The sequence below is a fragment of the Planotetraspora sp. A-T 1434 genome, from assembly GCF_025420585.1.
GTDB lineage: Bacteria > Actinomycetota > Actinomycetes > Streptosporangiales > Streptosporangiaceae > JAOEGB01.
This window is the reverse complement of the sequence record NZ_JAOEGB010000020.1, coordinates 22,748-46,342: the sequence shown is the minus strand read 5'-3', so window position 1 is coordinate 46,342 and position 23,595 is coordinate 22,748. Positions and strand designations below refer to the sequence as shown.

The 23,595-nt window shown below is 69.8% G+C and carries 21 protein-coding genes; 11 read left to right on the top strand and 10 right to left on the bottom strand.

The window, feature by feature from the left end; all coding sequences use genetic code 11:
• Positions 1-9 precede the first annotated feature (9 nt).
• Entirely contained in the window at positions 10-684 is a 675-nt protein-coding gene (locus N5079_RS24315; RefSeq protein ID WP_261586331.1) for a response regulator transcription factor, read from the bottom strand.
• A 148-nt stretch (positions 685-832) separates the two neighbouring features.
• On the opposite strand from N5079_RS24315, the gene N5079_RS24310 reads away from it, so the two are divergent.
• From N5079_RS24310 to N5079_RS24295, 4 genes are read left to right on the top strand one after another with little or no spacing between them, the layout of a single operon-like run.
• A complete protein-coding gene (locus tag N5079_RS24310) occupies positions 833-1,972 on the top strand; it encodes a LolA family protein (protein WP_261586330.1) in 1,140 nt (379 codons plus the stop codon).
• A 5-nt stretch (positions 1,973-1,977) separates the two neighbouring features.
• Positions 1,978-2,922, top strand: coding sequence for an ABC transporter ATP-binding protein (locus N5079_RS24305; protein ID WP_261586329.1), 945 nt, complete (start codon positions 1,978-1,980; stop codon positions 2,920-2,922).
• The gene (locus N5079_RS24300) at positions 2,909-3,721 is read left to right on the top strand and encodes an ABC transporter permease (protein WP_261586328.1); all 813 of its coding nucleotides are present in this window, start codon (positions 2,909-2,911) and stop codon (positions 3,719-3,721) included. The genes N5079_RS24305 and N5079_RS24300 overlap by 14 nt, the downstream gene beginning before the upstream one ends.
• Before the next feature lie 34 nt (positions 3,722-3,755).
• Positions 3,756-4,226: a hypothetical protein gene (locus N5079_RS24295; protein WP_261586327.1), complete on the top strand. Its 471-nt coding sequence runs from the start codon at positions 3,756-3,758 to the stop codon at positions 4,224-4,226.
• Here the strand turns inward: N5079_RS24295 and N5079_RS24290 are convergent.
• From N5079_RS24290 to N5079_RS24280, 3 genes are read right to left on the bottom strand one after another with little or no spacing between them, the layout of a single operon-like run.
• Positions 4,156-4,956 carry an ATP-binding cassette domain-containing protein gene (locus tag N5079_RS24290; RefSeq protein ID WP_261586420.1) on the bottom strand — a complete coding sequence of 267 codons (801 nt, stop codon included), beginning with the start codon at positions 4,954-4,956 and terminating at the stop codon, positions 4,156-4,158. The genes N5079_RS24295 and N5079_RS24290 overlap by 71 nt on opposite strands.
• Before the next feature lie 35 nt (positions 4,957-4,991).
• Positions 4,992-5,789: an ABC transporter permease gene (locus N5079_RS24285; protein WP_261586326.1), complete on the bottom strand. Its 798-nt coding sequence runs from the start codon at positions 5,787-5,789 to the stop codon at positions 4,992-4,994.
• Positions 5,782-6,546 (bottom strand): ABC transporter permease, encoded by a 765-nt coding sequence (locus N5079_RS24280; RefSeq protein WP_261586325.1) that lies wholly within the window; start codon positions 6,544-6,546, stop codon positions 5,782-5,784. The genes N5079_RS24285 and N5079_RS24280 overlap by 8 nt, the downstream gene beginning before the upstream one ends.
• A gap of 207 nt (positions 6,547-6,753) precedes the next feature.
• Here N5079_RS24280 and N5079_RS24275 point away from each other — a divergent pair, with 207 nt between their 5' ends.
• The 3 genes from N5079_RS24275 to N5079_RS24265 all read left to right on the top strand — a co-directional run bounded on the left by N5079_RS24275 (position 6,754) and on the right by N5079_RS24265 (position 10,298).
• Complete coding sequence (locus N5079_RS24275; protein WP_261586324.1) at positions 6,754-7,734, top strand: alpha/beta hydrolase; 981 nt, start codon at positions 6,754-6,756, stop codon at positions 7,732-7,734.
• A gap of 210 nt (positions 7,735-7,944) precedes the next feature.
• The gene (locus N5079_RS24270; protein ID WP_261586323.1) at positions 7,945-9,474 is read left to right on the top strand and encodes a serine/threonine protein kinase; all 1,530 of its coding nucleotides are present in this window, start codon (positions 7,945-7,947) and stop codon (positions 9,472-9,474) included.
• 20 nt (positions 9,475-9,494) lie between these two features.
• Entirely contained in the window at positions 9,495-10,298 is an 804-nt protein-coding gene (locus N5079_RS24265; RefSeq protein WP_261586322.1) for an ABC transporter ATP-binding protein, read from the top strand.
• Positions 10,299-10,363: 65 nt separating this feature from the next.
• On the opposite strand, the gene aceA is transcribed toward N5079_RS24265, so the two are convergent.
• Positions 10,364-11,656 (bottom strand): isocitrate lyase, encoded by a 1,293-nt coding sequence (gene aceA / locus N5079_RS24260; protein WP_261586320.1) that lies wholly within the window; start codon positions 11,654-11,656, stop codon positions 10,364-10,366.
• 243 nt (positions 11,657-11,899) lie between these two features.
• On the opposite strand from aceA, the gene N5079_RS24255 reads away from it, so the two are divergent.
• From N5079_RS24255 to N5079_RS24245, 3 genes are read left to right on the top strand one after another with little or no spacing between them, the layout of a single operon-like run.
• Complete coding sequence (locus tag N5079_RS24255) at positions 11,900-13,372, top strand: helix-turn-helix domain-containing protein (protein WP_261586319.1); 1,473 nt, start codon at positions 11,900-11,902, stop codon at positions 13,370-13,372.
• Between the two features lie 36 nt (positions 13,373-13,408).
• Positions 13,409-14,386: a glucosyl-3-phosphoglycerate synthase gene (locus tag N5079_RS24250; RefSeq protein WP_261586318.1), complete on the top strand. Its 978-nt coding sequence runs from the start codon at positions 13,409-13,411 to the stop codon at positions 14,384-14,386.
• Positions 14,387-14,415: 29 nt separating this feature from the next.
• A complete protein-coding gene (locus N5079_RS24245; RefSeq protein WP_261586317.1) occupies positions 14,416-15,642 on the top strand; it encodes an acyl-CoA dehydrogenase family protein in 1,227 nt (408 codons plus the stop codon).
• A gap of 108 nt (positions 15,643-15,750) precedes the next feature.
• On the opposite strand, the gene N5079_RS24240 is transcribed toward N5079_RS24245, so the two are convergent.
• The gene (locus N5079_RS24240; protein WP_261586316.1) at positions 15,751-17,820 is read right to left on the bottom strand and encodes an MMPL family transporter; all 2,070 of its coding nucleotides are present in this window, start codon (positions 17,818-17,820) and stop codon (positions 15,751-15,753) included.
• 105 nt (positions 17,821-17,925) lie between these two features.
• On the opposite strand from N5079_RS24240, the gene N5079_RS24235 reads away from it, so the two are divergent.
• Entirely contained in the window at positions 17,926-18,456 is a 531-nt protein-coding gene (locus N5079_RS24235) for a MarR family winged helix-turn-helix transcriptional regulator (protein WP_261586315.1), read from the top strand.
• Between the two features lie 41 nt (positions 18,457-18,497).
• On the opposite strand, the gene N5079_RS24230 is transcribed toward N5079_RS24235, so the two are convergent.
• From N5079_RS24230 to N5079_RS24215, 4 genes are all read right to left on the bottom strand, one after another.
• Positions 18,498-19,718 carry a putative PEP-binding protein gene (locus N5079_RS24230; RefSeq protein WP_261586313.1) on the bottom strand — a complete coding sequence of 407 codons (1,221 nt, stop codon included), beginning with the start codon at positions 19,716-19,718 and terminating at the stop codon, positions 18,498-18,500.
• Positions 19,719-20,128: 410 nt separating this feature from the next.
• Entirely contained in the window at positions 20,129-20,689 is a 561-nt protein-coding gene (locus tag N5079_RS24225) for a carboxymuconolactone decarboxylase family protein (protein WP_261586312.1), read from the bottom strand.
• Positions 20,689-21,288: a TetR/AcrR family transcriptional regulator gene (locus N5079_RS24220; RefSeq protein WP_261586311.1), complete on the bottom strand. Its 600-nt coding sequence runs from the start codon at positions 21,286-21,288 to the stop codon at positions 20,689-20,691. The genes N5079_RS24225 and N5079_RS24220 overlap by 1 nt, the downstream gene beginning before the upstream one ends.
• Positions 21,289-21,381: 93 nt before the next feature.
• The gene (locus tag N5079_RS24215; RefSeq protein ID WP_261586310.1) at positions 21,382-23,553 is read right to left on the bottom strand and encodes an FAD/NAD(P)-binding protein; all 2,172 of its coding nucleotides are present in this window, start codon (positions 23,551-23,553) and stop codon (positions 21,382-21,384) included.
• Between the last annotated feature and the right edge of the window lie 42 nt (positions 23,554-23,595).

Below are 23,595 nucleotides of genomic sequence, written 5' to 3'. Positions count from 1 at the left end.
GCCACGGGGTCAGCCGCCATCGCCGGCCAGCCGGTAACCGACACCTCGGACGGTCTGGAGCGCGTTGCGGCCGAACGGCGCGTCGATCTTGCGACGGAGGTAGCCGACGTACACCTCGACCACGTTCGGGTCGGTGTCGTAGGTGTCCCACACGTGTTCCAGGATCTCGGTCTTGGACACGACCTCGTCATGCCGCCGCAGCAGGAACTCCAGCAGGGCGAACTCGCGGGGGGTCAGCTCGATCGGGGCGCCGCCACGGGCCACCAGCCGCCGCGCCGGGTCGAGGGAGAGGTCGCCCGCTGTGAGCACGGCCGGGCGGCGGGCCCCGCCGCGCCGCAGCAGGGCCCGGAGCCGCGCGACCAGCACGACGTAGGAGAACGGCTTGGTGAGGTAGTCGTCGGCCCCGAGGTCGAGGCCGTCGGCCATGTCATACTCGCCGTCCTTGGCCGACAGCATCAGGATCGGCACCCAGTTCTCTTCGGCGCGAAGCTGCTTGCACACGTTGTAGCCGGACATCCCCGGCAGCATGATGTCGAGCACCACCGCGTCGTACTCTCCCAGACGGGCGAGGTGCAGACCCTCGCGGCCGTCGTAGGCCAGGTCCACGGCGAACCCCTCCGCCTGCAGTCCCCGCTGCAGCGCCGCCGCCATCCGCCGCTCATCCTCGACCACCAGCACTCGCATTGCCCCATCTTGTCCTGTCGGGGACCGGCGTGGCTGAGAGCTCTCTCAGCCTGTCTCAGCGCCGGCACAGGAACGATCGCGCAGGCTTCGGTTGCCGGGTTCACCGACAGTCAGGGACCGGTTTCACCGACCATAGTGGAGATGTGACATGTCGAAGGCAGCACGCGTCGTGAGATGGGGAGTGCCCGTCGCCGCGATCGCGGTGGTGGCGGCCGCCGTCGGAACGGGCCCGGTGATCGCCGCCGTCCAGGGCGACCCGTCCCTTCCGGACCGCACCGCTCAGCAACTGCTCGCGGACGCCGCGCAGAAGTGGCAGACCGGCCGGATCCCCCCGATGTCCGGCACCATCGTCGAGACCGCGTCGCTCGGCCTTCCGGCCCTGCCCGGGGTGGGCGGCGGCGGCGGGAGCTCGCCCACCTCGCTGCTGTCTGGCTCTCACCAGCTCAAGGTCTGGTACGGCGGGCCGGGACAGGCCCGGGTCATGTTGCCCGGCGAGATGAGCGAGACCGACGTCATCGCCAACGGCGGCCAGGTCTGGTTCTGGGACAGCGGCGACAACAAGGCGACCCACCTGAAGATCCCCGCCGGGGAGAAGACCACCCCCTCGCCTCTGCCGTCTTTCGCGACGCCGCAGAAGGCCGCGGAGGAGGCGCTGAAGGCGGCCGGCGGGGACACGGCGATCAGCGTGGGGAACGACGCGACGGTCGCGGGACGGGCCTCCTATGAGGTCGTCCTCACGCCGAAGGCGGCCACCTCGCTGGTCAGGGACGTCAGGGTGGCGCTCGACGGGGAGACGCTGATCCCGCTCCGGGTCCAGGTCTACGCCAAGGGGGCGGCCGAGCCGGCCTTCGAGGTCGGGTTCGACTCCGTCACGTTCTCCCCTCCGGCTCCGGAGAACTTCACGTTCACGCCGCCGCCCGGCGCGAAGGTCGTGGAAGGCTCCACCCCGTCACTGCACGGCGACGGCAGGCCGGGCCCGCGCGGCGGTAAGCCGGGCCCAGGCGACGGGGGACGGGTCGTGGGTTCGGGCTGGGAGAGCGTGATCGTGGCGCCCATCTCGAGCGAATCGTCCGAATCGCCCGAATCGTCCAGAGGGTCCAAGGGGGCCGACGCGTCGCAGGCGTTGGCGAGCGTGCTGAAGTCGGCCACGCCGGTCAGCGGGCCCTGGGGCAGCGGCCGGCTGCTGCGGAGCAAGCTCGTCTCGGCCCTGGTGACCGACGACGGGCGGCTGATCGCGGGCGCGGTCACCCCCGAGGTCCTCTACAGGGCGGCGGGCACGGCCGGATGAGTGCGGTGACCGAAGCGGGGGCGCTCGTCGGGGCGCCCCCGCCCGCCATGGGCGATCACGCCATCGTGACCACCGGCCTGACGAAGCGCTTCCGCGGCGGGCAGATCGCCGTCGACCACCTGGATCTGGCGGTGCCGCGCGGGTCGGTCTTCGGGTTCCTCGGGCCGAACGGCTCGGGCAAGACGACGACGATCCGCATGCTGCTCGGCCTCGTCGCCCCAACCTCCGGCGGTTTCTCGGTCGCCGGGGAGGTGGGGGCCCTGATCGAGGGGCCGGCCTTCTACCCGTACCTGTCGGGCGAGGCCAACCTGCGCCGCTTCGACGCGGCCGACCCGGGCGCCGACGCCCGGACGGCGAGGAGCCGCATCGGCGAGGCGCTCGAACGGGTGGGGCTGAGCGCCGCCGCCCGCAAGCGGTACCGGGCGTACTCGCTGGGCATGCGCCAGCGGCTCGCCATCGCCGCCACGCTGCTGCGTCCGAAGGACCTGCTGGTGCTCGACGAGCCGACGAACGGCCTCGACCCGCAGGGCACCCGGGAGGTGCGCGCGCTGATCAAGGAGATCGCGGCGGGCGACACCACCGTGTTCGTCTCCTCGCACCTGCTCGCCGAGATCGAGCAGATGTGCACCCACGCGGCCGTCATGCGGACGGGCCGGCTGGTCGCGCAGGGCTCCCTCGCCGGGCTCCGGTCGGGCGGCGGCCGCCCCCGGCTCCGCGTGGAGACGCCGGACGTGAAGGAGGCGGCGGCGGTCCTGGACGGGGCCGGGCTGGCCGGCGTCCTGATCGGGGATGGCGAGGCCACCGCCGAGCTCGGTGACGCCGTCCCCGAGCGGATCTGCGCCCTGCTCGTCCACGGGGGCGTGGCCGTCCGGGGGTTCACGGTCGTGCGGCCCACTCTGGAGGACGTGTTCGTCGGCTTGACGGGGGAGGGTTTCGATGTCGAGGCATGACATGAGGCTGCTGGCGTCGGAGGTCGGGCTGACCTTCCGCCGGCCGCGGAACCTCGCGATGCTGGGCGTCCTCGCGGCCGTGCCGGTGCTGATCGGGGTGGCGATCCGCGTCGTGGCGGGGGACGACGGCGGCTCGATCATCGGCCAGGTGGCGGGCAACGGGCTCGTGCTCACGTTCGCCGCTTTCTTCATCATGCTGCCGCTGGTGCTCCCGCTGGCGGTGTCGGTGGTGGCCGGGGACGCGATCGCGGGCGAGGCCGCGCAGGGGACGCTCCGCTACCTGCTCGCCGCCCCGGCGGGCAGGACGCGGCTGCTCGTCCTGAAGTACGTCAACATCGTGATCTACTGCCTGGCCGCGTGTGCCGTGGTCGCGTTGTCGGCACTCGTCGTCGGGCTGGCGCTGTTCCCGGTGGGGCCGGTGACGCTGCTGTCCGGCACGACGATCCCGGCGGCCGAGGGGCTGCTCCGCGTGGGGGTCGTCGTGCTCTACGCGGCGGCGGGGATGGCGGCCCTGGGCGCGATCGCGCTGGCGGTCTCCACGCTGACCGACGCCCCGATCGGCGCGGTGGCGGCGAGCGTCGTGCTCGTCGTGGTGGGTCAGGTGCTCGGCGCGATCCCGCAGATCTCGGCCATCCGGCCCTACCTGCTGACGTCGTGGTGGAGCTCGTTCAACGGGGCGCTGCGGGCTCCGATGGCGACCGACGACATGGGCCGCGGCCTGCTGGCATTCGCGGCCTACATCGTGGTTTTCGGGTCCATCGCATGGTCTCGCTTCACAAGTAAGGACATAACTGCCTAAGAAGCACTATGGTTGCCGCCGGAAGGGCGGTGCGATGCGGCACTTTTTCGGGCTCTTGGCGGGTGTCGTCGTGGCGGCGGCACTCCTCCTCGGCGGTGGGTGGGCGGCCCAGGAGGCGGTCCGCGGCGCGGCCCAGAACCTGGATCCGGCCAAGGACACCCGGCTCCTGATCGCCATCGGCGTGATGGCGGTGGCCGGTCTGGTCGTCGGTCTGGTGCTCGTCGGGCGGGTGTCCCCGCTGGCGACGTTCGTCCCCTCGATGGCCCTGCTCGCCTGGACCGTGGTCTACGTCCTGGACGTCTCGCGGGCCGCGTCCCTCGTCCCCACCGGGGCGGGAGTCCAGCAGGAGCTCCTCCAGGCCGGCAAGGGCATGCTCACCCTGCTGTCCACCGGCGTGTACGGCATGCTGGGCGTCGCCCTGTTCCTTCCCGTGCTCATGCCGTCACGCTGGGCGGGTCCTGCGCGGGACGATGAGGACGAGTACGAGGAGACTCCCGGCTACTGAGGTAGAGGTGGGCGACGACGTCCTCGATGGAGGTCTCGCCCGGAACCATCGCCCGCAGGTCGCCGACCGTGCCGTCGAAGGCCAGCCGGCCGTGGTCGATCAGCATCACTCTCCGGCAGAGCCGTTCGATGTCGCCCAGGTCGTGCGTGGTCAGCAGGACGGTCGTGCCGTGCTCGACGCTCCGCCGGCGCAGGAAGTCGCGCACCCCGGCCTTGCTGACGACGTCGAGGCCGATCGTCGGCTCGTCGAGGACGAGGACCGCCGGGTCGTGGAGCAGGGCGGCGGTGATGTCTCCCCGCATCCGCTGCCCGAGGCTGAGCTGCCGCACCGGAGTCGCGAGGAAGTCGCCCATGCCGAGGAGCGAGCACAGCTCGTCCAGCCGCTCCCGGAACATCTTTCGATCTACTTTGTACAGGAGCCGGATCAGTTCGAAGCTGTCCTTCAACGGCAGGTCCCACCACAGCGTCGTCCGCTGGCCGAAGACCACGCCGATCCTGCGGGCGAGAGCCGTACGGCGGCGGGACGGGTCGAGACCGGCCACCCGCACGTGACCGGAGGTCGGCGCGAGGATGCCGGTGAGCATCTTGATCGTCGTGGATTTCCCGGCGCCGTTCGGGCCGAGATACCCGACGAACTCGCCGGCCTCCACGCTGAAGGACAGGTCCTGTACGGCATGCACCACCGAGCCGCGGACCTTGAAGGTCCGGCCGACCCGGTCGACCTCAATGATCACTTGGGCTCCCCGTCTCTTCTCAAGGACACGACCTAACTGCCGGTCGATCGGTAGCGGCGGATCCCGGCGCGCCAGGCGAGCCCGGCCACGAGCGCCAGCGCCAGGGCGGCGGCCGGGGAGAGGAAGCGCAGCCAGTGCGGCAGGTCGAGAGGGTCCTCCAGGTCGAGAACGTAGAGCCCCGGCTGCCAGTTGACGAAGGCCAGCGGCAGCACGAAGGTGACGCCGCGGACGAGGTTGTCGCCGTAGACGCTCAGGGGGTACTGAACCAGCGTGCCGCCTCCGTAGGTGAAGGCGTTGGCCACCTCGGGGGCGTCGGTCAGCAGGAACTGGGCCGCGCCGCCGAGGGCCCAGATCGCGGTGAAGATGACGATCCCGGACAGGACCATCACGGGGATCATCCAGGCCCGCTCCAGAGGCACATGGACACCGGAGAGGCCGATTCCCAGCACCAGCGCCCCCTGGAGGACCCGGCCGATCCGGTGCGGCACGAACCGGTCGGTCGCGACCTGCACGAACGGGCTCACCGGCCGGACCAGCATGGCGTCGAAGGTGCCCGCCTTGATGTGCTGGCTGATCCGGTCCAGGTTGCTGAACATCAGGTCGCCGACCGAGAAGGCCAGACCGGCCGTGCCGTACAGGAACATGACCTCGGAGAGGCCGAAACCGCCGAGCGTGGTGGTGTTGGCGAAGATGACCCAGATGACGGCCGCGTCGAGGCCGCCTAGCACGAATCCGCCAAGGGTCATGAGCGTGAACGACAACGGATACTGCGCCGCCGCGCGGGTCCACGTCCACGCGAGCAGCGCGTAGGTCCTAACGGGACTAACCACCCTGGATCACCACCTTCCGGCGGGCGGCGGTGGTGGCGAGGGCTCCGAGGCCGAGCAGGGTCAGCGCCCAGAACCCCTGGAAGGCGAGGGCCCCGGCGACGCCGGTCTTGCCGAGATACACGTCGGCGGGCACCTGGACCATCGCCGCCCACGGCAGCGAGCGGGCCAGCGTCCCGAGCCACCCGGGGAAGAGGACCAGGGGCAGCATCAGGCCGCTGAAGAACGTCGTGAGGACCATCGACATCACGGACAGGCCCCGGTCGTCGAGGACCCAGCACGAGGCGAGCGCGACCAGGTAGCGCCAGCCGAAGCTGACGACCACTCCCAGGAGGAAGCTCGCCGCGAAAGCGGCCCACGTGCCGGCGTCGCCGGGGGTCACGATGCCGAACAGCAGCGCGCCCGCGATCGTGGGCGGGACGCTGCGGGCGAGGAACAGGTAGATCGCCCGTCCGAGGTCCTCCGACAGGCACCAGAGCTGGAGCGAGGCGGGGCGGACGAGGTCGAGCGCGATGTCCCCGCTGCGGATCCGCTGGGGGAGCTCCAGGCCGCCGCCGAAGACCTGCATCGGCCCGATGTACGCCTGCGTGAGGAAGCAGTAGGTGACCGCGTCGGTGACGTCGTACCCGCCGAGGCCGGGCCGGGAGCGCCATAGGGCGATCAGGACGTACGCGCGGAGGACTCCGAAGACCGTGTTGGTGAACGCCCCGGCCGCCGCGGCGGCCCAGTAGGCCGCGTGCTTGCGGAAGCCGTATCCCACCAGTCGTAGATAAAGGGTCGCGCACCTCCGCAGACGGGGACCTGGCGATCTTAGAGCATCGGCGGCGCTTTCGGCAGAGGGCATCCGGAATACCTGGCCACTTTTGGGGGATCCTTCGGCTGTGACCGTTACCACACTGTAACGCCGCCGTAAGATAGGAGAAACATAGCGACCGGTAGAACGAGTACCTACCTTATGGGAGGTTTCATGCCGGATGGGATCAATGTAGACGTTCGTCCGGAATATCCGGTCAGCTGGCAGGCGGCGGCGCTCAACGGAGTGCTCCGCGGGACCATGAAGCCGATCTCCGCCATCCTCCTCCGCAACACCGCCGGCATGGCCGTGGCCAGCAGGTTGATGTGCTTCGGCGAGCGCGTTCCGGGCATCCTTCCCAAGCATGTGTCCATCACCCCCGAGCGGTTCGGCGCCTGCTCGGGCGAGTGGGTCCGCGGCGACGCCGACCTGGACGAGAGCAAGGTCGTGCTGTACTTCCACGGCGGCGGCTACTTCATCTGCTCTCCCGCCACGCACCGCCCCATCACCTGGCGGCTGTCGGCCACCACCCGGCGCCCGGTGCTCGCCCTCGACTACCGGCAGGGGCCGGTCCACTCGCTGGCCGAGTCGCTGGCCGACGCGCTGGACGCGTACCGCTGCCTCCTCGATCGCGGCTACGCGCCGGACGACATCCTGCTGGCGGGGGACTCCGCCGGCGGCCACCTGACCCTGGCGACCCTCCTCTCCCTGCGTGACAAGGGCATTCCCCTGCCCGCCGCGGCGGTGTGCCTCTCTCCATGGACCGATCTCAGCGACACGCGGCGCCAGGTGAAGGCCTGGACCGACCCCATGCTCCCGGTCGGGCGCGTCGACTGGCTGGCCCGGCGCTGGACCGACGGCCTCGACTGCCGCGACCCCCTGGTGTCCCCCGTTTACGGCGACTACACCGGCATCCCCCCGCTGATGATCGTGACGGGATCGACGGAGGTACTCAGGGACGATGCCCGCAGGGTCGCCCTGAGCGCCCGCGACAACGGCGTCCCGGTGACCTACGAGGAGTGGAACCGGATGCCCCACGTCTTCGCCATCCTCGCCGACGTCGTCCCCGAGGCGCGGCTGGTCTTCCGGCACATCTCCCGTTTCATCGACGCCGTCGCCGGTCGCGCCGCCGAGCCCGGTGCGGAAGCCGCCTGATGTAGTCCTCTGTGACTCATGAGATCGCTGTGACCTGCCATTTCGCAAACCTCTCTTACTCTTCGGTGGCATTGGGCTTACCTGTCATGCCGCTTGCGGCTAGTTGGGCCCGTGGCGCGTTCCAACGGGCCACAGTGTGCTGTGCGGTGGTTCCGTGAGAGAGGTAACTTCCGGATGGCACGTGGCGCACACAACGGCTTGGCTCCCGGCGTGCGGCCTCTTACGGTGGGCGACCCGGTCATCATCGGGCGGTACCTGCTCCTCGGCCGCCTCGGCACCGGCGGCATGGGCGTGGTCTACCTCGCCGAGCAACCGCGCGGCGGCCTCGTCGCGCTGAAGACCCCCCACGCGACGCACCTGCCGGACCCGGTCCTGCGTGCGCGGTTCGCCGAGGAGGTCGAGTTCTCCCGCCGGGTTGTCCCGTTCTGCACGGCGGCCGTGATCGAGGACGGCATGGACCGGGACCGGCCCTACCTCGTCACCGAGTACATCCCCGGCCCCGCGCTGTCGCAGGTCGTCGCCTCCCGGGGGCCTCTCACGCCCGACCTCGCGTACGGCGTGGCGCTCGGCGCCGCCGCGGCCCTGGCGGCCACGCACGAGGCGGGCCTGGTCCACCGCGACCTCAAGCCGGCCAACGTGCTGCTGTCGCCCCGCGGGCCGTTCGTCATCGACTTCGGCATCGCCCGCGACGTGGACACCACCATGGCGCACACCCAGGCCGGGCAGATCATGGGCAGCCCCGGCTGGGTCGCCCCCGAGCGCCTGACCGGGGGCCACGCCATTCCGGCCTCGGACGTCTTCTCCTGGGGCTGCCTTGTCGCGTTCGCGTCCACCGGCCTCCATCCGTTCGGCAGCGGCGAGCTCGACGTCCTGACACGGCGCATCCTCGTCGAGGAGCCGCGCATCTCCGGGGTGCCCAAGCTGCTGTGGGACAGCGTGGCGGCGGCGCTGCGCAAGGATCCCGCCGAGCGCCCGGACGCGGGTGAGCTCCTGTCCGCCCTTCTCGCGGCCGGCGGGGTGGCCATGCCGGGGGACATGAGGGACGCCGTCGGCTCCGTCCTCGACGAGATCTGGCAGCCCGTGCCGTACCCGGCGGGCGGCGGGCGCGTGCGGGTCGCGGACGCCACGACGGGAGGCCGCCCGACGAGCCGTGCGTCGCGCCGCCGCGCCGCGGGGAAGTCCGGGCACGCCACCCACGCGGGCTTCGCCGCGCTGGCGACCGTCACGATCGCCGCGATGACCGTGGTCGCGGCCGGCACGGGAGCGGCCCGCATGCAGGGCACCGCCGAGCCGCCGCCCGCGCTCCCCGTCGTGATCCCGGGGGAGGACAGCACGCTGACGCCGGACCGGGTGCTCGGCACCTCGCGGCCGCCGGTCACGGCTCACCCCGCGCGAAGCGCCCGTCAGCGCGTGACGGTGAGCGCCAGTCCACACCGGATGGGGGCGACGCCGGAGGACCCGTGGAGCTCGGTCGTGCCGTCCCCCACGGGCCACGGCGGAACGCCCGCGCCGCCGCCACCGCTCCCGCCCGACGACCAGTGCTTCAACAAGAAGGGCAAGCCGAAGAACTGCAAGCCGACCCACGCTCCGACCCGAAGTCCGAGCCCGGTGCCGTCGTCCAGCATCAGCACGGAGCCCCAGTGGGGTGACGGGGAGTCGCCTCAGCCGAGCGCCTCACCGTCGTCGTCCGCCTCCGCGACGACTCCCTCCTCGGGGGCCTCGTCGTCCGCCTCAGGGTGAACTCCGGCATCATTTGCCGCATGGATGCGGCGCTGGAACTGAACGATGTCACCGTCCGCGTGGTCGGACGGACCCTCGTGGCCGGAGTGGACTGGCGCGTCGAGTACGGCCAGCACTGGGTGATCCTCGGGCCCAACGGCGCCGGGAAGACGACGATGCTGTCCGTGGCCGCCGCCGTACGGCATCCCAGCTCGGGGACGGCCAGCGTGCTCGGGCGGCGGCTCGGCCGGGTGGATCTGCGCGAGCTGCGGCGGGACATCGGCCTGGTGGCGGCCAGCCAGCGGCTCGTCGACGAGGCGCTGCTGGAGGAGGAGGGCGCGACCGCCCTGACCGTCGTGCTCACGGGTCACACGGGGACGAGCGCGCCCCTGTGGGACCGGTACGGCGAGGCGGACCGGGAGCGGGCGCTCGGCCTGCTGGCCGACCTCGGCTGCAAGGACCTGGCGGACCGCCGGTTCCAGGTGTGCTCGCAGGGCGAGCGGGCGCGGGTCCGGGTGGCCCGTGCGCTGATGGCCGATCCGGCGATCCTGCTGCTTGACGAGCCCTTCGCGGGCCTGGATCTGCCGGCCAGGGAGGACCTGATCGAGGCGCTCGAGGATCTGGCCGCCACCCGCCCCGGCCTGACGACCGTGCTCGTGACGCACCACCTGGAGGAGGTGCCGTCCACCACGACCCACGCGCTGCTCATGAGGGACGCCCGGGTCCTCGCCGCCGGCGTGGTGGGGGAGGTCCTCACCGGGGACAACCTGTCGGCTTGCTTCGGGCGCCGGCTGCGGCTCGACTCCGCCGACGGCAGGTGGTACGCCCGGGCGCCGCGTTCATAGGCCTGGGCACGTGAGAAGGCCCCGCCGAGGCGGGGCCTTCGATTTCGACCTGCGTTCCGCCTGGGTTAGTGAGCCTCAGCGAACTGCGACTCCTCCGTCGAGCCCTTGAGGGCCGTCGTGGACGAGTCCGGCGCGATGGCCGTGCTGACCAGGTCGAAGTATCCGGTGCCGACCTCACGCTGGTGGCGGGTGGCGGTGTAGCCGCGCCGCTCGGCGGCGAACTCGGCCTCCTGGAGCTCGACGTAGGCGGACATGCCCTCGTCCGCGTAGCCCTGCGCCAGGTTGAACATCGAGTAGTTCAGCGAGTGGAAGCCCGCGAGGGTGATGAACTGGAACTTGTACCCCATGTGGCCGAGCTCGCGCTGGAACTTGGCGATCGTGGAGTCGTCCAGGTGCTTCTTCCAGTTGAACGACGGCGAGCAGTTGTAGGCCAGCATCTGGTCCGGGTACCGCGCCTTGATCGCCTCGGCGAACTCCCGGGCCACGTCGAGGTCCGGCGTGGAGGTCTCCATCCACAGCAGGTCGGAGTGGGGCGCGTAGGCCAGGCCGCGGGCGATGCAGGAGTCGACGCCGTTGCGCACCCGGTAGAAGCCTTCGGCCGTGCGGTCGCCCGTCACGAAGGCGCGGTCGCGGGGGTCCACGTCACTGGTCAGGAGCGTCGCGGCCTGAGCGTCGGTCCGCGCGATGACCAGGGTGGAGACGCCCGCGACGTCCGCCGCCAGGCGGGCCGCGTTGAGGGTCTTGATGTGCTGGCCGGTCGGGATCAGCACCTTGCCGCCCAGGTGGCCGCACTTCTTCTCGGAGGCGAGCTGGTCCTCCCAGTGCACGCCCGCCGCGCCCGCGGCGATCATGCCCTTCATCAGCTCGAAGGCGTTGAGCACCCCGCCGAAGCCGGCCTCGGCGTCGGCCACGATCGGCGCCAGCCAGTGCGGCGCGTCCTCGTCACCCTCCGACCAGGTGATCTGGTCGGCGCGGAGCAGCGCGTTGTTGATGCGCCGGACCACGGCGGGGACCGAGTTGGCCGGGTAGAGGCTCTGGTCCGGGTAGGTCTGCGCGCCGAGGTTGGCGTCGGCGGCGACCTGCCAGCCGGACAGGTAGATGGCCTTCAAGCCGGCCTTCACCTGCTGCACGGCCTGGTTGCCGGTCAGCGCGCCAAGGGAGTGGACGTAGTCCTCGGTGTTGAGGAGGTGCCACAGCCGCTCGGCGCCGAGCCGGGCCAGCGTGTGCTCCTCCTGGACCGACCCGCGGAGCCTGATCACGTCCTCTGCCGTGTAGGTCCGCTCGACGTTCTTCCACCTGGGGTTGGTGTCCCACTCGTTGCGCAGCTGCTCGGCTGCCGCGGTAAGGCGGTCCGACATGACTGTCACTCCCTCGTTGCGTGCTCTGTCGTCACCTGGGTGCTTGGTTCGAGTTTGTGTCGATATCAAGAGATCAACAAGGAGGGTTGTCCGGAAAGAACTTGAGAATTTTCCGATCAACGAAGACTGGCGGGTATTTAACAGTGAAGAAACGCCGAGTTTTCGCTTTGGACTAGACCAATCCTTGTGGCTTAGATCACCAAGGGGTGGAAGAAACGTCGAATTTCCGCTTAGGATCGGGCTATGCCCTCCTTGCTAGGCGAAGAACCGCTGTCTTTGACGCAGGAGCTGGACCTGCTGGCCTTCGGCCAGCGGCTCAAGCACCTGCGCAGGCAGCGCGGTCTCACCCTCTCCGAGCTGGGCGACCGGGTCGGGCGCGCGCCCAGCCAGCTCTCGCTGCTGGAGAACGGCAAGCGCGAGCCCAAGCTGTCGCTGCTGAAGTCGCTGGCCGCCGCGCTCAACGTGCCGGTCGAGGAGCTGCTGCGCCGGCAGGCCCCCAACCGGCGGGCGCAGCTGGAGATCGCCCTGGAGGAGGCCCAGCGCGACCCCCTCTACACGAGCCTCGGGCTCAGCCGGCTGAAGGTCTCCGCGCGCGTTCCCAACGACGTGCTGGAGCACATCCTCGGCCTGTTCGAGGAGCTCAAGGCCCGTGAGGCCAAGGGGACGGCGACCCCGGAAGAGGCCCGCGCGGCCAACGCCGAGCTGCGCCGGAAGCAGCGGGAGCTGGGGAACTACTTCGAGGAGATCGAGAAGGCCGCCGCCGAGTCGCTGGCCGCCGTGGGCTACCGGACCGGCGCGCTCTCGGAGAGTACGGTCCAGGCGCTGGTCTCCCACTTCGGCTTCACCGTGCACACGGCCCAGGACCTGCCGCGATCCGCCCGCTCGGTGACCGACCTGCGCAACCGGCGGATCTACCTCAAGCGCGAGCAACTCGGGATGCACACCCCCCGTACGGTGCTGCTGCAGACGCTCGGCCACTTCGCGCTCCAGCACCACAAGCCGCGCGACTTCGCCGACTTCCTGCGTCAGCGGGTCGAGGCCAACTACTTCGCGGCGGCCGTGCTGGTCCCCGAGACGGCGGCCGTGCCGTACCTGCGGGAGGCGAAGCAGGACCGGGCCCTGTCGGTGGAGGACCTGCGGGACGTGTTCGCCGTCTCATACGAGATGGCCGCCCACCGGTTCACCAACCTGGCCACCCGGCACCTCGACCTGGTGTGCCACTTCGTCCGGAACGACGCCGGCGGGATCATCTACAAGGCGTACGAGAACGACGGGATCGTCTTCCCCGCCGACGAGCAGGGGGCGATCGAGGGCCAGCGGATGTGCCTGCAGTGGTCCGGCCGCCAGGTGTTCCAGTCGCCCGACCGGTTCTCGCTCTACTACCAGTACTCCGACTCACCCACCGGGACCTACTTCTGCGTCGCCCATGTCGATCCCTCGCAGGAGAAGGACGTCGCGATCACGCTCGGCGTGCCGTACAAGGAGTCGCGCTGGTTCCGGGGCAGGGAGACGACGAACCGGACCAAGTCGAACTGCCCGAACGGCGAATGCTGCCGCAGGCCGCCGACGGAGCTGGCCCAGCGGTGGGAGGGCTACGCCTGGCCGTCCGCGCGGGCGAACTCCCATGTCCTCGCCGCGCTGCCGCCCGGCTCCTTCCCCGGTGTGGACGAGGCGGACGTCTACGCGTTCCTGGAGCGCCACGCCGCCATAGGCTGATGCGCGTGGATATAGGGGACTTCGGGGGAGGCGTCCGTGCTGCCTGAGGTGGACGCCTGGCTGCGCGGCCGCACGTCGTCCGCGGGGGACTGGCCGATCGCCGCGCTGCTGGCCGCGAAGGGGGCGACCACGATCAGCGTGGTGCTGCCGGCGCGGAACGAGGCCGCGACCGTCGGGGAGATCGTCTCCGTGATCCGCGAGGACCTGATCGAGGCCGTGCCCCTGGTGGACGAGCTCATCGTCATCGACTCCCGGTCGACCGACGACACCGCGGCGCGGGCCGTACAGGCCGGAGCGAAGGTGTTCGCGCAGGACGAGATCCTGCCGGAGCTGGACGGCGAGCGCTACGACGGCAAGGGCGAGGCGCTGTGGAAGTCCCTCGCCGTGACGTCGGGCGAGGTCGTCGTTTTCGTCGACGCCGACCTGCGGGACTTCCGGACGTCGTTCGTCACCGGGCTGCTGGGGCCCCTGCTGGCCGACCCGGCCGTGGCGTACGTCAAGGGGGCCTACGACCGGCCGCTGATCGGGGTGGAGGAGCGCGACCTGCGCACCGGCGGCGGGCGGGTGACCGAGTTGGTCGCGCGGCCGCTGCTCAACCTGCACTGGCCGCTGCTCGCCGGGTTCGTGCAGCCCCTCGCGGGGGAGTACGCGGGACGGCGCGCCGCCCTGGAGCGCGTCCCCTTCGTCACGGGCTACGGCGTCGAGCTGGGACTGCTGGTCGACCTGCTGGGGCTCCTGGGACTGGACGCTCTCGCCCAGGTGGACCTCGGCCACCGGGTGCACTCCCATCAGTCCACGGAGGCGCTGGGCGGGATGGCCGGGCAGATCATGCACACCGCCTGGTCGAGGCTCGAACGACAGGACAAGATCATTCCACTGCACGCGCCGGAGTCGCGGCTCACCCAGTTCACGCGCGGGCCATCCGGGCACCGTCCGGTCGTCCGGGACGTCGCGGTCGCCGAGCGGCCTCCCATGCTGACCGTGCCGCAGTACGCGTCCGTGCGTGGGCGATAGGCGAGGGGACTGATGTTACCGTTGGTAACATGACCGAGAGCGTGAGCGGCTTCTGCCCTGAGTTGAGCGACGACGTCCGCGAAGTGCGGGACTGGGTTCGCGAGTTCGCCCGTGACGTCGTCCGCCCCGCGGGGGCCGAATGGGACGAGCGGGAGGAGACGCCCTGGCCGGTGATCCAGGAGGCCGCCAAGATCGGGTTGTACTCGCTGGATTTCTTCGCCGGGCAGTGGTTCGAGGAATCCGGGCTCGGGCTGGCGGTGGCGTTCGAGGAGTTGTTCTGGGGGGACGCCGGCATCGGCCTGTCGATCGTCGGCACCGGTCTCGCGGCGGCGGCCCTCGCCTCGAACGGCACGCCCGAGCAGATGGGGGAGTGGCTGCCCCAGATGTTCGGCAGTGTGGACGACGTCAAGCTCGGCGCGTTCTGCGCCTCCGAGCCCGACGCGGGATCGGACGTCGGCGCGATCCGCACCCGCGCGGTCTACGACGCCGCCAAGGACGAGTGGGTGCTCAACGGCGTCAAGACGTGGGCGACCAACGGCGGCATCGCCAACGTCCACGTCGTGGTCGCCTCGGTCGACCCGTCGCTGGGAACGCGTGGTCAGGCGTCCTTCGTCGTCCCGCCGGGCACGCCCGGACTGTCCCAGGGGCAGAAGTTCAGGAAGCACGGCATCCGCGCGTCGCACACCGCCGAGGTCATCCTCGACGACGTCCGGGTGCCCGGCGACTGCCTGCTCGGAGGCAAGGACAAGCTCGACGAGCGGCTCGCCCGGGTCCGCTCCGGAGCGCGTGGCGGCGAGCAGGCCGCCATGCGGACCTTCGAGACCACCCGTCCCGTGGTCGCCGCCATGGCCGTCGGCATCGCCCGGGCCTCGTTCGAGTACGCCAGGGACTACGCGCGGGAGCGGGAGCAGTTCGGCCGCAAGATCGGCGAGAACCAGGCGATCGCGTTCCTCCTCGCCGACATGGCCACCCGGGTGGACGTCGCGCGGTTCATGACCTGGCGGGCGGCCTGGATGGCCCGGCACGGCCGGCCGTTCGAGCAGGCGGAGGGCTCGATGAGCAAGCTCGTCGCGAGCGAGACCGCGGTCTGGGTGAGCGAGCAGGCCATCCAGATCCTCGGCGGAGCCGGCTACACCCGCGAGCACCCCGTGGAACGCTTCCACCGCGACGCCAAGATCTTCACCATCTTCGAAGGCACGTCCGAGATCCAGCGCCTCATCATCGGCCGCGCCGTGACCGGCCTCCCCGTCCGCTAGAATTTCCGCAGGTCAACGGCCTCTGCTCAGGAGCAACCCGCGCATCGCACCCTCGTCCCCGGACAAGGCGGGGACTTGATCTCAGGTCGGCGGTCGTCGCGGCCCGCCTCAGCTCGCCACCGTCGTCTCGGTGTGAACGGCGCCGGAGACACCGGGCCGGGACGGGGCGCTCGGCCACCAGAAACGGTCGCCGAGGAGTGTGACGAGGGCAGGGACGAGGACGCTGCGGACCAGGGCCGTGTCGAGCAGCACGCCGAAGCCCACAATGACGCCGATCTGCGTCAGTGTGATGAGCGGGAGCACTCCCAGCACGGCGAACACCGCCGCGAGCAGGACGCCCGCGCTGGTGATGACGCCGCCGGTGACGGCGAGCGCGGTGACGACCCCCCGGCGGGTGCCCTGGCGCGCCGCCTCCTCGCGGGCACGCGTGGCGAGAAAGATGTTGTAGTCGATGCCGAGCGCGACCAGGAAGAGGAAGCTCAGCAGCGGCACGCCGAGGTCCAGCGCGGGGAAGCCGAAGAGCTGCCGGAACGCTAACCACCCCGCGCCGAAGCTGGCGGCGAAGCTGGCGACCACGGTGAGCACCAGCGTGACGGCGGCCACCACCGACCGGAGCAGGAGCAGCAGCGTTAGGAGCACCACGGCGAGCACCAGCGGGATGACCAGCCTCTGGTCGCGGGTCTCGGCGGCGCGTTCGTCGAGGTCGGTGGCCTCCGGCCCTCCCACCACGGCGTCCGCCCCCGGCACGGCGTGTACGGCGGCGCGCACCGCCTTCACGGCCGCGAAGCTCGCCGCGCTGCCCGGGTCGGCCTTCAGGACGACGTCGGTCCGGGCGTAGCCGGACGAGCGATCGGTCACCGTGGCGCGCACGACTCCCGGAACGGCTGAGGCGGCGTTCTTGACCTGGTCGGCGGCCGAGGCCCGGGAGATGACGACGACGGGCTGCGCGCTCCCAGCCGGGAACGCCCGGCTCAGCGTCTCCTGCCCGGCGATGGCCTCCACCCGCTCGCGGAACCGCTCGGTCTGTGCGAGCCCGCTCCGCACGCCGACCGCGCCGAGAGCGAGGACGGCCAGCACGATGACGCTCACCGCCGTCATCAGCGCGGGGCGCCGCGACACCGCTCCGCCCACGCGCGCCCACAGCCCGGTCCGCGTCGGGTCGTCCTGGCCCACCTTGGGTGCGAACGGCCAGAACAGCCCCCTGCCGAACACCACGAGCACGGCCGGCAGCACGACCAGCGCGTACACGACGGCCGTGACGATGCCGACGGCGCCCGCCATGCCGATGCCGCGGCTGGACGGCGACAGGGCGAAGACCAGGGTGAGAAGCGCGAGGGTGACGGTCGCCGAACTGGCCAGGATGGCCGGCCCAGCCGACCTGACCGCCTCCCCCATGGCGGCGTGACGGTCCTCGTGGACCCGCAGCCGCTCGCGGTAGCGCGCGATGAGCAGCAGGGCGTAGTTCGTTCCCGCGCCGAAGACCAGCACGGACGTGATGCCGAGGGTGGAGTCGTCGACCGTCAGGCCCGCCGTGCGGGTGAGGATGGCCACGACCTTCGCCGCGACCTGGTCGGCCATCCCGATGACGCTCAGCGGGACGAGCCACAGCCAGGGGCTGCGGTAGGTCAGGAGCAGGAGGACGGCGACGACCGTCGCCGTGACGGCCAGCAGCGTCACGTTGGCCCCCTCGAACACCGAGGCCAGATCGACCTTGAAGCCCGCGCCGCCGGTCACCTCGGCCCGGGCGCCCGCGGGTAGTCCTTTCCTCGCCTCGGTACGGATCTTCCGTACGGCGTCCGTGAGCTGGGCGAGCGGGAGCGAGCCGGAAAGCGGGACCGGCAGGAGCGCCACGTCCTGCCGGGGAGAGAAGACCGGCGGTGGCACCTGACGCCGCAGAGCGACGGCGGCGAGGCGCGAGGCGTCCTCCTCGATCGCCGTGCGATCGGACGCGCTCAGGCCGCCGGCGCGGCTGTAGACCACGAGGGCGGGGTCCACCTGGGCGCTCGGCAGCCGCTGCTCCAGCCGGGCGACCGTCGCCGACTCGGCGCCGCGCGGGAGGGCGGCGGCGGGGTCGGTGTTCACCTTCGAGGCTCCGCCGAAGGCCAGCGCCAGGCCGGACAGGACGACGGCCACGGCCAGCACGGCCCACTTGCCACGGGGACCGGAGAAAATGGACAACCTAACAGGCCTTGCTGGGCTCATCGGTTCTCTTTCCATCATGGAATAGTTCAATGATGGAAACATAAGCCGAGGCGGCGGGCGACGGCAACATGGAGGAGGACCGTGACCGAAGACCAGCGCGCCGCCGACCCGGTTGAGCTGATGAGCCTCATGCGGCGCCTCAACGTCGAGGTCGACCGGTTCAGCGAGCAGTTCGCCATGGACCACGGGCTCCATCGCACCGATCTCAACGCCCTCGTCGTGATCATGGACGCCTCGCGCGAGGGGCGCCCGCTGAGCCCCGGAGCGCTCGGCGTTGCTCTCAACCTGAGCGCACCGGCCACCACGGCTCTGATCAACCGGTTGGAGCAGGCCGGCCATCTCGAACGGCATCGGAGCGCCACCGACCGGCGCAAGGTCGAGCTGGCCATGCACCAGAAGGCCGCCACGCTGGCCGCCCGGTTCTTCGCTCCTCTCGGGCAGGAGATGACCGCGGCGCTGGACGAGTTCACCGACGAGGAGCGCCGCCTGATCAGCCGTTTCCTCGCCCGCAGCATCGAGGCGACCGTGACGGCCCGAGAGCTGTCCGCGCGACAGGACGCGCACGAGGGCACGCAAGATGCCACGCACAAGGGCGGGGACGGTCTGGAGTGAGGATCGTATGCGTGCTCCGGCCGAGTGTAGCTCGCGAGGCGCTATCGCGAGTTCGTCTCCTGCGCGAGTTGTCGCAGCTCAGCGGTGCACATCATGAACCTGTCCGTAGGGAGGTGCTGCACGTAGAAGTCCAGGTCGACGCCCAGTGCGAACACGTGAACCGGGGTGCCGGTGCTGCTACCTGATTCAACCGCCTGGCGCAGGCCGGCCATGACGGCCGGATGCCGTGTCTGATAGGAGGGGGCGACCAGGTGGTTGCCCCTGTCCGCGGCGAGGTAGAACTGGGTCAGGTCCTTGGTCCCGACGAACAGTTCACTGGCTCCGGCGGCGCAGAATTCGGCCGCCGAATGAACGGCGGCTGGAGTCTCGACAAAGACCGAAAGAGGCATGTCTTCGGGCAGGCCGAGGTGCAGCCGCAGTCGCAGGAATTCGTCCTGGTCGTTGATGAACGGCACCGCGAAGCTCACTCGCGCCGACTCTGGGCCCAGGCGTTCCCGTACGTGGGCGCGGAGGGCCTGGAACGCCTGTGGGTAGTGGTGCTCCTGCAGCAGCCCTCGTGCACCGTGCAGACCGAGTTCCGGATTGGGTTCGTGGTCGACCTCGACCCCGGTGGTGATCTGAGCGGCGTCGTCCGACCGAAGGTCGAGCAGCCTCATGACAAGACGTTGGCCGGGGAGAAGTTCTTTGGCGAGCGAGCACAGCTCCGACGCGACGGCGGTCCCGTAGCGCTCGGCCTCATCGGCTCCTGCCCTGAGCGAGTCAAGTGGGCTCAATCCTGCCGAGAGGCAGACGAATTCCTCGCGAATGAAGTAACAGTCCACTTGCTCGACACGCGGGGTGAGCGCGTTCAGCGACTGGATATCTTTCGCGTCAGCGATGACCACACAGATCGAGCTGAGATCACCGGGGGCGACGACCGAGGATTCCGGAGATCGCCCAGAAGACTCGGCTTCGCCGAGCACGACTGACTCGCGATCGGTCCGAACCGTGACGTGACCGACAAGTCCGCCAAGATCGGATGGGGCAACTCGCAGGACAGGAATTCCTCGGGTGCGGCACAGGGATTGCATGTGACCGGTTCGACCACCACGGGAACAGATCACGGCGGAAGACGCGATGATGGCATCGTAGAGTTCCGGACCAAGCGCTTCGACGACCAGCACGGAACCGTCGATGGGTTTCCTGGTGTGATTGCAGACACCACGAACACTCGTCGATGGCGAACCGGCGAGCAGAACCCCTGGAATCTCACGAGGACTCACGGTAACCTCCCCCTGGTTTCCGGTCGGGTTACGGACGTCGAGAGCACCAGGTGCCTTCATGGCGACCCCCTCATGCCGCCCGCCGTTCCGGCGCGGGGGTTCGGCGCACGGGCAAAGCCGCCCTCGAACATTGCCCGAACGGTCGGCAGTACAAGTGCCCCGACGTTGTCCACGATCCACTGCATCTGGTGGGTGCCATGACACGAGCCTCGCAGTCGTTCGGTCGGCCGCGCGTCTTCTCGACTGCTGATCAGTCGCGTCTCCTTCAAGTCGAATCCTGACGATAAATCGGGACGTCAGGAGCGCAACCGGGAAGCGCCCGCTGTTCGCGGAATCGCGCTAGCCTGGATCGGCGGCTTTTCGACAACGTGTGCCCGGGCATTGGTCAGCGGGCGACAGCGGCGACCTGATCACATCGCCTGCTCGTGGGTCCACTGCTGGTCCTGCCACGCGGGGTCCAGCGGGATGTGGGTGATGTGGTTGGTGTAGTTCGACAGCGTCTTCATGCCGACGCCGAGCACGATGTCGAGCACGTGGCGGCGAGTGTGGCCGGCGGCCAGGAAGGCCTCGATCTCGGCGTCGTCCACCGAGCCCCGCTGGGCGACCATCGCCTGGGTCAGGCGGCGAACGGCCTCCAGCTCCGCGTCTGGGAGCTGCTTGCCCTCGCGTAGGGCCTGGACCACCTCGGCCGGGATGTGGGCGCGCAGCGCGAGGGTGGAGTGCGCGGCCACGCAGTACTCGCAGCCGTTCTCCACGCTGGCCGTGATCAGCACCACCTGCTTGGCCGCCAGGGACAGCGACGACCTGCCGAACTGTTCGGCCAGCGCGTTGTAGCCGGCCAGCAGCTCGGGCGACTCGGCCATCACCGCATTGAGCGTGGTCACGAACCCCATGCGCTTTTTGGCGGCCTCCAGCATCGGGCGCGCCGCCTCGGGTGCGTCGCTCTCGTCGTAGACGCGGAAATCGATCATCATCTCTCCTCAGTGGTGGTGAACCCGTCCAGGACGGCTCGCGCCCCGGCCAGCAGGTCGGCCGCCCTGGCGCCGGCCCGTGAACGCAGGTTGACCCCGTAGGCCAGCAGCGCCAGCGTCTCGGCACCCGCCTCCAGGTCCAGGCCGGGCCGTACCTGGCCGCGGTCACGTGCCGCCTCCAGCGCGGCGCGCATCGCGGCCCGCAGGGCGGCGTGGTGCGCGTCCAGGACCTGCCGGATCTCGGAAACCTCACGGGCGGCACTGGTGTGCGTGTTGGTGACCAGGCAGCCCCAGCGGGCGCGCTCACCCGCACAGCGCGCCGCCACCAACTGCTCGAAGAAGCCGGCGATGGCGGGCAGGCCCCGTCCGTCGGCGGCCAGTGCGTCGAACACCGGCCGCGAGCACCGCTCCAGGTAGCGGCGCAGCGCGGCCGCCTGCAGCCGCTCCTTGCCGCCGAAGGTCGCATACAGACTGGACCGGCTCAGCCCGGTGGCCTGCACGACCTCGGCGATGCCGGTGACATCGGCGCCGCGCTCCCAGAACAGGCGCACCATCTGGTCCAGCGCCACCTCCGGGTCGAAGTGCTTGATGTCGGGCATCGCGAACCTCCATCCTGGAACGACCGGTCCAAGATAAGGGAGTAAGGCGATAAAGGGCAACCCACGCCCGCTGCGGGCGACGGCATCTCCGCTTCAGCTACTCGATTCCGTCGGTTCCGTAAGTCCAAGAATGGAACGGAGATCTCGCGGCGTCACGGACAGGTCTTTCAGCTTCACGGTGGCAGCAGCGTTTACGGCGAACCGCAATGCGTGATTCGTGGCGGAGATGCCGCCGTTCCGAGTCGTGATGGTCCGAAGCGTCTGAATGCTCTCTTCGAGGCGGGCCTCCAGGGCTTGGCGGTCGCGGCGCCGCCGAGCGGCCATTCTCCGCACGTCGAGCATGATCGCATGCAAGGCCGCCTCGTTCGCCTCCTCATCCGGGGTGCGGGTCAACGTCGCGGCTACATCGTCGGCCTGCTCGTCGTAACAGGACTCAAGTTCGTGCAGCACGGTGGCCGCAACCTCCACCGAGTGGTTCTTGATCGCGGCGAGGTTGAACGCGAACGCCCCCGTTCGCCCGTATCGAACGATCTCGTCGCCCTCGCGCGGACCGCCTACCACGAAGATCGGGCCAGATGGGTTGCCCTCCGGTCCGACGAGGTGGCCGCGGCTGTCCACCTCAACTCCCCGTCCGGTGCGCCGATGCGGTAAGGCGATTCCTTTCCTCAGGAGGTTCCCCCAGAGCGTTGAGTCAACGCGCTCGTAGTCGGACTCCCGTCCGAAGTTCGAGATCACGAGATCAGCCTCGATAGTCTGCGCCGAAGCCTGCCCTGCGACGGACAGGACCAGCGTGCCCGCCTCAGTGGTGCGGATCTCTTCGACTCTTCCGGCGGTGCGGATGACCTGCCCGCCATCGGCCATCGCGGCATCAACTATCTCGGTCGTATAAGCCACAGCGCCCACTCGCAGTATGGCCAGCAAGCTTCCGTAGCTGTCGAGGAGCGCGCGGAGATCGGAAGACGGTACGCGCTCCAGGATTTCGGGCAGATAGGGCTCCCACGATTTGGCGACTCGTTCTGTTATCACATCTGGTGACACTTCGGGATAGTTGTGGGCGACGGTGGCGCAGGCCCGCTCCCATTCGTCCTTGAACCGCCGAACGAAATCCTTCCGCCCTTCGTAGACGTCACCGTGGAGTTGAGGGGGCGGCAAGCTGAGGACGCGGTGCTGATGATCCGGGGGATAGGTCCGGGGCGTCAAGCCGGAGCGCGAGATCATGTAAATCTTTCCCCTGTGGCCGCGGCGCAGGAGAAGCGTCGCCGAGTCGTACGCGCTGAGCAGCGTACCGACGATGGCCACGACGGCGTCCCGCCGAAGGCCGAGAATTCGCTCTATCCCCATCTCCGAGTACGGGTGCCGTATGAACGAGGGATGGTCCGTCACGCCGGCCGCAAAAGATGGTTGCTTCGTCTCGAGGCCAGTCGCGAGAATGACGTGGTCGGCTTCGAGGACCGCTCGGTCGGTTTCGTCGTCACCTGCCGGCGAGGAAAAATTGCCGACGACAACGTGAACGTGGTCACCGAGGAATTCCAGATCGACCACTTCGCCGCCTGCTTCGACCAGGGTCACGCCTTCCGACGCTTCACGAGCAGCTTCGGCGAGGCGGCTGGCGAGATAGTCGGGGTAGATTCGGCGGGGAGCGGGCCCGGACTCGGTGAACTCGAAGTTCCGCCATTCCGCGGGCCAGTCGGTTCGGTCGGCTTCGTGGTTGGCCCACAGCACGAAGTCGTCGACGTCCTCCCGGAACACTGACATGCGGCCCGCTTGGATGTTGAAAACGTGGTGCCAGTGGTTGCCTGCCCGGTGATACGCCACCCCGGCGCCCCGATATTGGGGACGCCGCTCGAGTAACACGACCTGCAAGGGCTCCCTGGCAAAACGAAGAAGGCGGATGGCGGTGGCGGTACCTCCCAGGCCCGCTCCGACAATGGCAACTCTGCGGTTTCGGTCGGCGCATTTCACCTTACGACCCCTGTCCTCTCTGGCATGGCCGGCGAAAACCGGAAGACTTGACCGAGGTCGCGTCGTTCCCGTGGAGCGGATCGAGTAATCAGTGGGTACGCTATCGCCGATCACGCTCCGGAAGCACTGGTCGAGGCCGTGTGACTCATTCGAAATACGCCGATGGAGCAGTGCGTGGGTGTCCTTGTACGGCTCGATGCCAGGCTCGACGAGCAGTACCTGCAGGCGCGACTCACGCAACGTCAAGATCACCAGATCAACGGCGAGCAGTACGACAGGCGGCACCCTTGGGCCGTCGGTCATGCGGCTGAGGTGAATCTGACAGAAGTAGCCGCGAGGTAAGAC

What these genes read in the sequence shown, in the direction of transcription:
- N5079_RS24295 (WP_261586327.1), top strand. Translation starts at nt 3,756, where the DNA reads ATGCGGCACTTTTTCGGGCTCTTGGCGGGTGTCGTCGTGGCGGCGGCA.
- aceA (WP_261586320.1), bottom strand. Translation starts at nt 11,656, where the DNA reads ATGTCGGACCGCCTTACCGCGGCAGCCGAGCAGCTGCGCAACGAGTGG.
- N5079_RS24265 (WP_261586322.1), top strand. Translation starts at nt 9,495, where the DNA reads ATGGATGCGGCGCTGGAACTGAACGATGTCACCGTCCGCGTGGTCGGA.
- N5079_RS24215 (WP_261586310.1), bottom strand. Translation starts at nt 23,553, where the DNA reads ATGACCGACGGCCCAAGGGTGCCGCCTGTCGTACTGCTCGCCGTTGAT.
- N5079_RS24245 (WP_261586317.1), top strand. Translation starts at nt 14,416, where the DNA reads ATGACCGAGAGCGTGAGCGGCTTCTGCCCTGAGTTGAGCGACGACGTC.
- N5079_RS24225 (WP_261586312.1), bottom strand. Translation starts at nt 20,689, where the DNA reads ATGATCGATTTCCGCGTCTACGACGAGAGCGACGCACCCGAGGCGGCG.
- N5079_RS24315 (WP_261586331.1), bottom strand. Translation starts at nt 684, where the DNA reads ATGCGAGTGCTGGTGGTCGAGGATGAGCGGCGGATGGCGGCGGCGCTG.
- N5079_RS24300 (WP_261586328.1), top strand. Translation starts at nt 2,909, where the DNA reads ATGTCGAGGCATGACATGAGGCTGCTGGCGTCGGAGGTCGGGCTGACC.
- N5079_RS24275 (WP_261586324.1), top strand. Translation starts at nt 6,754, where the DNA reads ATGCCGGATGGGATCAATGTAGACGTTCGTCCGGAATATCCGGTCAGC.
- N5079_RS24220 (WP_261586311.1), bottom strand. Translation starts at nt 21,288, where the DNA reads ATGCCCGACATCAAGCACTTCGACCCGGAGGTGGCGCTGGACCAGATG.
- N5079_RS24310 (WP_261586330.1), top strand. Translation starts at nt 833, where the DNA reads ATGTCGAAGGCAGCACGCGTCGTGAGATGGGGAGTGCCCGTCGCCGCG.
- N5079_RS24255 (WP_261586319.1), top strand. Translation starts at nt 11,900, where the DNA reads ATGCCCTCCTTGCTAGGCGAAGAACCGCTGTCTTTGACGCAGGAGCTG.